This window comes from Tahibacter caeni, assembly GCF_024609805.1.
GTDB classification, from domain to species: Bacteria; Pseudomonadota; Gammaproteobacteria; order Xanthomonadales; family Rhodanobacteraceae; genus Tahibacter; species Tahibacter caeni.
The window spans coordinates 20,463-30,364 of record NZ_JANFVR010000025.1; the positions used below are offsets into that span (position 1 = coordinate 20,463).

General features: G+C 69.7%; 5 protein-coding genes. 1 reads left to right on the forward strand and 4 read right to left on the reverse strand.

Annotated elements, in window-relative coordinates:
• Window positions 1-27: 27 nt before the first annotated feature.
• From NON22_RS04060 to NON22_RS04070, 3 genes are all read right to left on the reverse strand, one after another.
• Window positions 28-2,358, reverse strand: coding sequence for an isoamylase (locus NON22_RS04060; protein WP_257385634.1), 2,331 nt, complete (start codon window positions 2,356-2,358; stop codon window positions 28-30).
• A gap of 142 nt (window positions 2,359-2,500) precedes the next feature.
• Window positions 2,501-4,957 (reverse strand): glycoside hydrolase family 31 protein, encoded by a 2,457-nt coding sequence (locus NON22_RS04065; RefSeq protein WP_257385638.1) that lies wholly within the window; start codon window positions 4,955-4,957, stop codon window positions 2,501-2,503.
• 23 nt (window positions 4,958-4,980) lie between these two features.
• Window positions 4,981-6,537, reverse strand: coding sequence for a sodium/sugar symporter (locus NON22_RS04070; protein WP_257385635.1), 1,557 nt, complete (start codon window positions 6,535-6,537; stop codon window positions 4,981-4,983).
• Window positions 6,538-7,272: 735 nt separating this feature from the next.
• Between NON22_RS04070 and NON22_RS04080 the strand changes: the two genes are divergently transcribed.
• Entirely contained in the window at window positions 7,273-9,462 is a 2,190-nt protein-coding gene (locus tag NON22_RS04080; RefSeq protein ID WP_257385636.1) for a prolyl oligopeptidase family serine peptidase, read from the forward strand.
• Between the two features lie 243 nt (window positions 9,463-9,705).
• On the opposite strand, the gene NON22_RS04085 is transcribed toward NON22_RS04080, so the two are convergent.
• Window positions 9,706-9,902: proprotein convertase P-domain-containing protein (locus NON22_RS04085; RefSeq protein ID WP_257385637.1), on the reverse strand; the 197-nt coding region annotated here is incomplete at its 5' end.

Here is a 9,902-nt window from a genome sequence, read left to right on the forward strand (position 1 = left end):
TCTCGTTGTTCCTGGTCGGTCGCTGGTCTATTTCGCGATCAGCACGAGCAGCGAACGTGCTTCGAGGCCGTAGCTCGTCCATTCGCCGCCGATGAAGGCTTCCGCACCCGGCACGGCGACGGTGCTGGCGCCTTCGTTCCAGGTTGCGGTATCGGTCACACGATACCAGGACTTGCCGCTGCCGGGCCATGGCAGGACGAAGTTCACGCTGCCCGACCAGCCGTTGTAGGCGATGTAGATCGCGCTCGCCGTGTCGCCGAATTCGCTGCCGTCGATGCGCCAGGCGATCGCATGGTTGTTCGGATCGTTGAAGTAGGCCGCGTCGGCCTGGCTGCCGTCGGTCTTGAACCAGCGCAGCTGCTCCATGACGTTGCCGTTGTTGTCCACGCCCGAGTAGAAGTTGGCCGGACGCAGCGCGGGATGCGCCTTGCGGAACGCGATCAGGCGCTTGGAGAAGGTCTCGTGGTTGGCTTCGGTCGTCGTGCGCGTCCAGAACAGGTAGTTCGCCGACGAATCCAGGTTGTACGGGTTGTTGTTGCCGAACGTCGTGCGCAGCGCCTCGTCGCCGCCGGTCAGCATCGGCACGCCGGCGCTGAGCATCTCCAGCGCGAAGCCGGTACGCGCGGCGCGGCGCTGGTTCGCGGCGACGCCGCCCTGGTCCCAGCTGTTGTTGTTGTCCTCGCCGCCGTCGGACGGGCCGTAGGGCCAGGGCTGGCTGTTCTGTTTCGTGTTGTAGGCGTAGAGGTCGTTGAGCGTGAAGCCGTCGTGCGCGACGACGAAGTTCACCGAATGCCAGGGCTTGCGTCCGTCGTCGCCGTACAGGTCCGACGAGCCCGCGAAGCGCGTCGCGAGCGTGCCGGTCGTGACGGTCTCGAGGCCGAGCTTGTTCTGCGCCTTGCGCACCGCATCGCGGAACGCGCCGTTCCATTCCGCCCAGCCGCTCGGAAAGCCGCCGACCTGGTAGGAGTTGCCGCCGATCGCCCAGGGTTCGGCGATCAGGTCCAGGCCGCTGCCGCCGCCGGCCGGACGCGGCGGCAGCTCGGCGACGATGCGATTGAGCGCGTTGCCGGCATCCATCTTGTCGAAGTTGTAGCAGCCGTGCTGGCAGGTGTTGCCGAGCACCGACGCGAGATCGAAGCGGAAACCGTCGACGCCGAGCGCGTCGCGCCAGTAGGCGAGCGAATCCACGATGAGGTTCTGCGCCGTCGCGTTGCGCGTGTTGTAGTTGCCGCCGACGCCGGTGTTGTCCCACGGATACTGCAGGTCGCTGGTCAGCGAGTAGTAGGTCGGATTGTCCAGGCCGCGCCAGGACTGCACGTTGTAGACCGTGAGGCCGTCCGTGCCGCCCCAGGCGCCGCCCTCGCCGGTGTGGTTGTAGACCACGTCGACGTAGACCTTGATGCCGGCGTCGTGGAACGCCTTCACCATCGCCTTGAATTCGCGCGTCGGGCCGCCGGCGCTCTTGTCCGAGGAATAACGGCGGTCCGGCGCGAACCAGTTCAGGGTCATGTAGCCCCAGTAGTTGTCGCCGGTGTCGGAGTTCGGGTCGATGTCGTTCTGGTCGTTCTGCGTTTCCTGCACGGGCAGGAATTCCACCGCGGTGACGCCGAGCGCGGCGAGCGCGGACGCCTTCTGCGCTGCGCCCGCGTAGGTGCCGCGGACGGCCGCGGCGAGGCTCGTGTCGTCGCGCGTCAGGCCGCGCACGTGCACTTCGTACACCACGTCGTCCTTGAACGCGCGCGTGGGCTTGCTGCCGGTCGAGGTGGTGTCGGCGGCGAGCACGATGCCCTTGGGCGCGCAGGCGCCGCTGTCGAGGTTGCGGTAGCTCGCGCCGCTCGCGTAGATCGTGCCGTCGGTGCACGTGGCGGTGTTCGGGTCCTGGCTGACCTCGCGCGCGTAGGGATCGAGCAGCAGCTTGTTCGGATTGAAGCGGTTGCCGTTCGCGTCGACGTCGCTGACGAAGCCGGTGCCGCTGCCCTTGGTCCAGGAACTGCTGTAGGTCCAGTTCGGACCCCAGGCGCGATAGCCGTAGTAGACCGCGCCCGTGATGTCGTAGGTGTTCCGCAGGGTGGCCACCGACGCCGTCTTCGACCAGACGTTGGTCGCCGCGTCCTTGGTCATCACGTAGCGCACGCGCTCCTGCGCGCCGGAGGCGGTCTTGTACAGCCACACCTCGATGCGCGTCGCGCGCGAGGAATACACCTTGAACGTGATGTTCGCCTGCGTCGCGTCGTACTTCGCGCCGAGGCCGTAGGCATCGATCGCCGCGTGCGCGCGCGGCGCCGCACCCAGCGCGAGCAGCGCGCCGAACGCCGCGACCAGCCACGTACCCGTCCACTGCCGGATCAGTCCACGCATCGTCGTCCTCCCCAGGAATGCGCCCTGCACCGCGCACTCTAGCGGCAGGTGCACTGCACAATGCGACAATGCAAACGTATTCAGCGCCCGGCGGCGGCGCGCCGGGGCTTCCTGAGTCCGGTTCCTGGACTGGCCGGCCCGGTCAGCGCGTCAAGGTGACGGTTCCGACGTGCTCGTCCGGCAGAGTGACCCGCAGGCGGCGCGCGGCCGCGTCGAACGGCGCGTCGTGCACGCGCTTGCCGTCGATGCGCACCGACTTCGGCGCCGCATCGAGACCGAGGAATTCGACGAAGCCGATCTTCTGCCAGCCGTGATTCGGCGGGATCGAGAACGTCACGCCGCTCGCGTTCTGCTCGACCGTGACCGTGCGCGATCCGCCGTCGCGATACGCGTAGCCGTCGCCGGCGTCCTGGTAGATCGTGCTCCGGCCCGCGGCGCCGAGCGCGACGACCACGGTCAGCGGCACGTTCGCCATCTCGCCGGTGTGCTGGACGACCGGCTGCGTCGGCACGCTCGCGCCCGCGCGCAGGAACAGCGGCAGACGATCGAGCGGCGCGGCGACGGATGCCTGCGTGCCGCCGGCGTGGCGCGTGCCGTCGTACCAGTCGATCCAGTCGGCGCCGGCCGGGAACTGCACGTCGCGCTTGACCGCGCCTTCGGTGACGACGGGTGCGACGAGCAGCGCGTCGCCGACCAGGAATTCATCGTCGACCGTGGCGGCCTTGTCGTCGCGCGGGTAGTCGAACCACAGCGGCCGCATCGGCGGCGCGCCGCTCGCTTCGGCCTCGTGAAACAGCGCGTAGAGGTAGGGCAGCAGGCGGTAGCGCAGCTCGATCGCGGCGCGGTTGATGCGCTCGTGCTCGGCGCCGAATACCCACGGTTCGCGCGGCGGCGTGTTCCACGCGGAGTGGCCGCGCAGGAACGGCGTCAGCGCCGCGGCCTGCAGCCAGCGCGTGAAGAGCTCCGCGCTCGGCGAGCCGGAAAAGCCGCCGACGTCGGCGCCGACGAACGGCACGCCGGAGATCGACAGGCCGGTCAGCATTGGGATCGAGATCTGCAGGTGCTCCCAGCTCGTGCTGTTGTCGCCGGTCCAGACCGCCGAGTAGCGCTGCACGCCGGCGTAGCCGGCGCGCGTCAGCACCAGCGGACGCCGGTCGGGACGCTGCCGGCGCAGTCCCTCGAACGTCGCGCGCGCCATCTGCATGCCGTAGACGTTGTGATAGCGCGCGTGATCGCCCGGGATACCGTCGCCGGCATGACGCGCGTCGAGCGGGAAGGTCTTGCGCGGGTTCTGCGGCGTGCGCGGACCCGGTGCGCCGTCGGGCACGAACACGCCGGGTTCGTTCATGTCGTTCCAGATGCCGTCGATGTCGTCGCGCACCGGCTTGGCCATCTGCCCGCCCCACCAGGCGCGCGCCTGCGGGTCGGTGAAATCGGGGAAGGCGGTCTCGCCGGGCCAGACCTGCGCGCGCAGCTCCGCGCCCTGCGCGTCGCGCACGTAGACGCCGGCCTGTCTGCCGCTGTCGTAGACCGCATAGCCCGGATCGGCCTTGATGCCCGGATCGACGATCTCGACGAGGCGCACGCCGGCGCCGTGCAGGTCGGCGATCATCGTTCCGGGCTCCGGGAAATCCGTCGGCGACCAGGTGAAGACGCGATAGCCGTCCATGTAGTCGATGTCGAGGTAGAGCACGTCGAGCGGGATCTTCCGCTCGCGGAATTCGCGCGCGAGTTCGACGACGCGCGCCTGCGGCTTGTACGACCAGCGCGACTGCTGGTAGCCGAGCGCCCATAGCGGCGGCAGCGGCGTGCGGCCGGTCAGCGCGGTGTAGTCGCCGAGCACCCGGCGCGGGCTGCGTCCGGCGCCGCCGGTGAAGACGTATAGATCCAGCTCGCCGCCGTTGGCTTGCCAGCGCCAGCGTTCCGGGTCGCTCGCGCCCATGTCGAAATGGCTGCGCCAGGTGTTGTCGAAGAACGCGCCCCAGCTCAGCCCGCCGCGCGAGCCGTGGAAGAACGGGATCGACTGGTACAGCGCCGTCGCGCCGCGGCCGTAACCGTAGGCGTCGGTGTTCCACAGCGTGATGGTCTGATGGTCGCGCGCGGTCGGCAGCGCCTGCTCGCCGAAGCCGTAGTACAAGTCGAACGCGTCGCGCAGTCCCGTGAATTCGACGGCGCCGGTGTCGCGGTCGAACGCCGGCGGACGCTGCGGATCGCTGGCCAGGACCGGCCTGCCGTTCGCGTCGAGTACTTCGAACGACAGCGCGGGCTGCCGGCGCACGACGACGCGCGCGCCTTGCGCGCCGGCGCTGCGCAGCTCGACCGCGTCGCCGCGCTCGTCGACCTGCAATGCCGTGCGCGGGGCCGGCGCGCTCAACGCGTAGGAAAAATCGCGCCCGAAGCGGCCGTCCGGAGCGAGGCGCACACGCACGACGTCGGGCGAGACGAACGCGAACGACATGGCCGCGCCGCTGTGCAGGATCAAGGTCGCCGCATCGCCGTCGCGATGCAGCTCGCGCACGGCGCCGACGTTCTGCCACGCCGCCGGCAGCGGCGCGGCCAGCAGGCCGAAAAGCAGGCCGGCGATCATTCTGAGGGACATGGGCTTCTCCGCGTGCCGGCGCATCACCAGAACACCGTGTACAGCACGACGAGCAGCGCGATCACGACGAGCGCGCCGGCATGGAAGCCGGCCGAAGTGCGGAAGTCGACGTCGTCGGTGCGGATCAGGTTGCGCTGCGGCGGGCGCGTCGCGAGCGAGACCGCGACCGCGAGCGCGACCGACAGCACGAACACCCAGCCGACGCGGTTCATGAACGGCATCTGCGGCAGCCCGAACCGGACCGCGATCGACAGCGCCACCGAACCGATCGCACCGGCCAGCGCGCCGGCCTCGTTCGCGCGCGGCCAGAACAGGCCGAGCAGGAAGATCGCGCAGATGCCCGGCGTGAAGTAGCCGGTGAAATCCTGGATGTACTGGAACGCCTGCTCGAAACTGCCGAGCAGCGGCCGGGCGGCGAGCACGCCGACGACGACCGCGCCGACCGCGGCGAGGCGGCCGACGGTGACGAGGTGCGTCTCGTCCTTGCGGTCGCCGATCCGGGCGTAGAAGTCGAGCGTGAAGATCGTCGCGATCGAATTGATCTTCGAGGCCAGCGAGGCCATGACCGCCGCGACGAGGGCGGCGAAGACCAGGCCGAGCACGCCGGTCGGCAGCAGGCCCATCATCGTCGGATAGGCCTGGTCGGGCCGGGCGAGATCCGGCGCAAGCGCGACCGCGGCGATGCCGGGCAGCACCACGATCAGCGGCATCACGAGCTTGAGCGCGGCGGCGAGCAGCACGCCCTTCTGCGCCTCGGCCACGCTTTTCGCGGCGAGGCCGCGCTGGATGATGTACTGGTTGAAGCCCCAGTAGCTGACGTTCATGACCCACATGCCGCCGAGCAGCACGGCGAGGCCGGGCAGTTCCTTGTAGTGCGGGTTGTCCGGCGACAGGATCATCCGGAAATGCTCCGGATGCTCCGCCCACAGCCGCTGGAAGCCGGCGAGGACGTCGCCGCCGCCGATCCGGTCGAGCGTGATGGCGGCGACTGACAATCCGCCGAGCACGAGCAGCGAGACCTGCACGATGTCGGTCAGCGCGACGGCCTTGAGGCCGCCGTACAGCTGGTAGGCGAGCGCGAACGCGCCGAGCAGCACGAGCGCGGTGAACTGATCTATGCCGGCCACCTGGTTCACGGCGATCGAACCGAGCCAGAGGATCGACGTGAGGTTCACGAAGACGTACAGGATCAGCCAGAACACCGCCATCACGGTGCGAATGCGGCGGCCGTAACGCTCCTCGAGGAACTGCGGCATCGTGTTGATGCCGTTGCGCAGGAATACCGGCAGGAACCAGCGCCCGACGATCAGCAAGGTCGCCGCCGCCATCCATTCGTAGGACGCGATCGCCAGGCCGATCGCATAGCCGGATCCGGACATGCCGATGATCTGCTCGGCCGAGATGTTCGCCGCGATCAGCGACGTGCCGATCGCCCACCACGGCAGCGCCTTGCCGGCGAGAAAGTAGTCTTTCGCATCTTTGCGATGCGCGCCCTTCTCGCGCGAGACGAGCTGCGCGAGCACGAAGATGCCGACGAGATACGCCAGCACGATGGCAGCGTCGAGCCAAGCCAGTTTCATTTCCCCTCCCGCTTCTGTTCTTTCGCCGATCGGTCCCCGTTGCCTTGCGAATGCTCTTCATGTCGCCGGCGCGGCCGTTGCCCCGGGTTCCCCTGCCCGATGGACGGCCGGCGGCGCTGCGTCGGGTCACCAAAAAATCCCCGAAGTCCGCGCTGTTCCCCTGTTGCGGATTGCGCCGTGCAGCGAACGGGCGATTCCCGTCGCCCGGCAGATTCACGATCGCCGCCGCACGCCGGCCGGCATCATCGGCTGTTTCGGGGCCGGCTCCAAGCGCCGCCGCGCGGCCGTGCGCGGCCGCCGGTTCCGGATCGCGACCGTTCCGGCGCGCGGAACTCGCCGGTCCTTCGACACGCCGTCCCGCGGACGAACATCCTCCGGCCCGGCGCCATTCCATCCGGAACCACGCGCGGCAGGACGCACCCGGCGCGAGACGAATCGCGCGATCGGGATTGAACGCGTCGGGCGGACCGGTCTGCGGTTCCACGCAGGTCGCGTGCGCGGGTTCGAAGACGACCCAATGGTCGGCGCTGGATGTCGCGCCCAGGGTTTGTCCGGCGCGGTGCAACGTGACGGGCTCGCGGTTGATGAAGCAGTCGTCCCACGGCCCGGGCGGCCGCCGTTGCAGGGGGCTGCAGGCGGGGAAGGCCGACGCCGCATTTCCGCATGCTGCAGCGCACACCAGGACGGCGCCGACGACGACTAGGCGAACTACGTAAGAATTCGTAGGATTGCCGGATGAACCCGAACCCGCGCCACCTCATCCGCTGTCTCGGTCTCTTCGTTCTCGCCGCTGCCGCGTCGGCCGGCATCGCCTCCGCCGCAGATGCGCCGCCGCCGGCCCGCATCGCCGACGTCGAGGACCGCTATTTCGACGACACCGTCGTCGATCCGTACCGCTGGATGGAGCAGCCCAGCGCCGAGCTCGACACCTGGTACCGCGCGCAGAACGCCTATACGCGCCGCTGGTACGAGCGCGACGCCGCGCAGCATCGGCGCTGGTTCGACCGCATACGCGCGCTGCAGACGGCCACGGCGAACCTGCGCTTCGTCACGCGCACCGGCGACCAGTATTTCTTCCTCGAAACCCCGACCGACGGCGGCGACGTGCGCCTGATGCAGCGCGCCGTCGCCGGCGGCGAGAAGCGCCTGCTGCTGCAGCCCGCGGCGCTCGGCGAGAGCGCCAGGCGCCGCTCGCTCGATTTCATCTCTGTGTCGCCCGACGGCCGCCACGTCGCCGTCGCGGTCGGCGAGGGCGGCAGCGAGAACTGGTCGCTGCGCTTCGTCGACGTGCGCAGCGGCAAGCTCCTCGCCGATACCCTGCCGCGGCTGTCCGCGCCGGTCCCGCGCTGGAGCGCCGACGGCAAGGGCGTCTACTACGCACAGCTGCAGAAGCTGCCGCCCGGCGCGCCGGAGACGCGCAAGCACGAGAACAACCGCGTTTTCTTCCATGCGCTCGGCGCGGCCGCGGGCAAGGACAAGGCCGTGTTCGGGCCCGGCGTCGATCCGGCCGTCGAGATCGACGGCAAGATCAGTTTCACCGACGCCGCCGAAAGCGCCGACGGCCGCTGGCTGGTCGGCTCGGTCAACCGCGGCACCGACGGGCACGTCGCGCTGTGGCTGCGCGACCTGCGCAGCAAGAAGCCGGCCTGGCGGCGCATCGCCGACCCTGCGGATGCGATCACCGCGGTCGCGCTGCATGCGGACCAGGTCTACGTGATCAGCGAAAAGGACAGCCCGAACGGCCGCGTGCTGCGCTTCGGCGCCGAACGCGGCAGCCTCGCCGACGCGAAGGAATGGTATGCGCCGGCCGGCGTCATCCTCGGCAGCGGCAACGGCTGGCTCGCCGACGCGGCCGACGCGCTTTACGTCGTCGGCACGCGCAACGGCAGCGCCGACGTGGCCGCGCTGTCCTACGACGAAGCCGGCAAGTCCCGCGCGCTGCCGCTCGGCGTGCTCGGCGAGATGATCGAGTTCAGCGCCGACCCGAACCTGCCCGGCGTGACCTATGCGCTGCAGGCGCCGACCTTGTCGCCGCGCGTGTTCCGCTACGAGCCCGGCCAGGCGCCGGTCGACACCGGCCTGCGTGCGGCCGACCCGGCCGACTTCTCGGCGATCGCGACGACACGCGTCGAGATCGCGAGCGGCGGCGTGCAGGTGCCGCTGACGATCACGGCGCGCAAGGACCTGCCGCGCGACGGCAAGAACCCGGTGCTGCTCGTGACCTACGGCTCCTACGGCGCGCTGTCGCCGATGTGGTTCTCGGCGCCGGACCTCGCCTGGTACGAACGCGGCGGGGTGCTCGCGTTCGCGCATGTGCGCGGCGGCGGCGAGAAGGGTGCGGCCTGGCACGAAGCCGGCCGCGGCACGCGCAAGCAGCACGCCGTCGACGACCTCGTCGCCGCGGCGCGCTGGCTGATCGCCGAGGGCTACACCTCCCCCGATCATCTGGCCATCGCCGGCAAGAGCGCCGGCGGCATCGTCATGAGCGCGGCGCTCGCGCAGCAGCCGCAGCTGTTCCGCGCCGTGATGTTCCGCGTCGGCGTCACCGACCTGCTGCGCATCGAACAGACGGCCGGCGGACCGGCCAACGTCGTCGAGTACGGCAGCGTGAAGAATCCCGAGGAATATCGCGCGCTGCGCGCGATCAGCGGCTACGCGAACCTGCGCCGCGGCACCGCGTATCCGGCCGTGCTGCTCGAAGCCGGCTACAACGACCCGCGCGTGCCGGCCTGGCAGCTCGGCAAGATGGCCGCGCGGCTCCAGGCATCGACGTCGTCGCGACGGCCCGTGCTCCTGCGCGTGGACTTCGACGCCGGCCACGGCCTGGGTTCCAGCCCGCTGCAGGTCGCCGAGCTCAAGGCCGACGAATACGCGTTCCTCGCGCGCGAACTCGGCCTGGATGCGGAAGAACCCGAAGGCGACTGACGTGGCGCACGTCGACTGCGCCGGGCGCCAGCAATGCGCTGCGGATTGCACTGACGCGCCTGGGTTTGCGCCGAGCGCAGCGATGCGCGACGTCGCGGTGCGTCGATGACGACGAGCGATGTTCCGCGCCGGACGACTTTCTTCCGGCGGCGTCGGAAGGGCGGAGAAAAGAAACCCCGCCGGCGTACCGGCGGGGTTTCCTGACCGTCGAATCGACGGCTCAGCGGATCAGCGATCCGCGGTTCAGAACGTGATCGACCAGCTGTCGATCCGGCCGGTGTCGCCGGCGGCGTTGTCGTTGACGCGCAGGATCCACGTGCCGTTGAGCGGCTCGCTCGACAGGTTCAGGGTCACCGTCTTGTTGATGTTGTCGGTGCCCCCGCCGGTGCGGTTGTGGATGTTGTACAAGGTGCCGTCCGGCGCCACGAGATCGACCTTCA

What these genes read in the sequence shown, in the direction of transcription:
- NON22_RS04080 (WP_257385636.1), top strand. Translation starts at nt 7,273, where the DNA reads ATGAACCCGAACCCGCGCCACCTCATCCGCTGTCTCGGTCTCTTCGTT.
- NON22_RS04065 (WP_257385638.1), bottom strand. Translation starts at nt 4,957, where the DNA reads ATGTCCCTCAGAATGATCGCCGGCCTGCTTTTCGGCCTGCTGGCCGCG.
- NON22_RS04070 (WP_257385635.1), bottom strand. Translation starts at nt 6,537, where the DNA reads ATGAAACTGGCTTGGCTCGACGCTGCCATCGTGCTGGCGTATCTCGTC.
- NON22_RS04060 (WP_257385634.1), bottom strand. Translation starts at nt 2,358, where the DNA reads ATGCGTGGACTGATCCGGCAGTGGACGGGTACGTGGCTGGTCGCGGCG.